Source organism: Mesorhizobium sp. M7A.F.Ca.ET.027.03.2.1 (assembly GCF_003999175.1).
Lineage (GTDB): Bacteria > Pseudomonadota > Alphaproteobacteria > Rhizobiales > Rhizobiaceae > Mesorhizobium.
The window spans coordinates 1-400 of the sequence record NZ_RZOM01001962.1; the positions used below are offsets into that span (position 1 = coordinate 1).

Genomic DNA, 400 nt, shown 5'->3' on the forward strand with positions numbered 1-400 from the left:
GAAAAGCTTCGTGCGGCCTGCCGGCCGGCGTGTTCTGTCGGTTCAGAACCTTCGCATGGCTTCGATGGTGAAGAACAATTCGCTGTCGGTCTTTGCAGGCCAGATCACGGGAATGTTCGGACTGGTCGGCTCCGGGCGAACCGAGACGTTCAAGGTCGTCGCCGGTGTCATCAAGCGCGACATGTTCCACGGCGGAGAGGTCGTCTTCAACGAAAAGAAAAAGAGCTACCTCGTGCCCGCTCCGGCGGTGAGAGACGGCATCGCATATATTACCGAAGACAGAAAATTCGAAGGCTTCTTCGAAACAAAATCCATCTCATGGAACATCTATCTCGGCCTGCTGGCAAAGCTTGGCCGGGGGAGGACGCTCGTTTCCGAGGACGAAGCGACCAGGTATGGC

1 protein-coding gene is annotated in these 400 nt (G+C 56.8%); it reads left to right on the plus strand.

Features of this window, described 5'->3' with window-relative positions; all coding sequences use genetic code 11:
- Positions 1–400 (plus strand): ATP-binding cassette domain-containing protein (locus EN750_RS38985; RefSeq protein ID WP_127399543.1); only part of this gene is annotated, 400 nt, incomplete at both ends.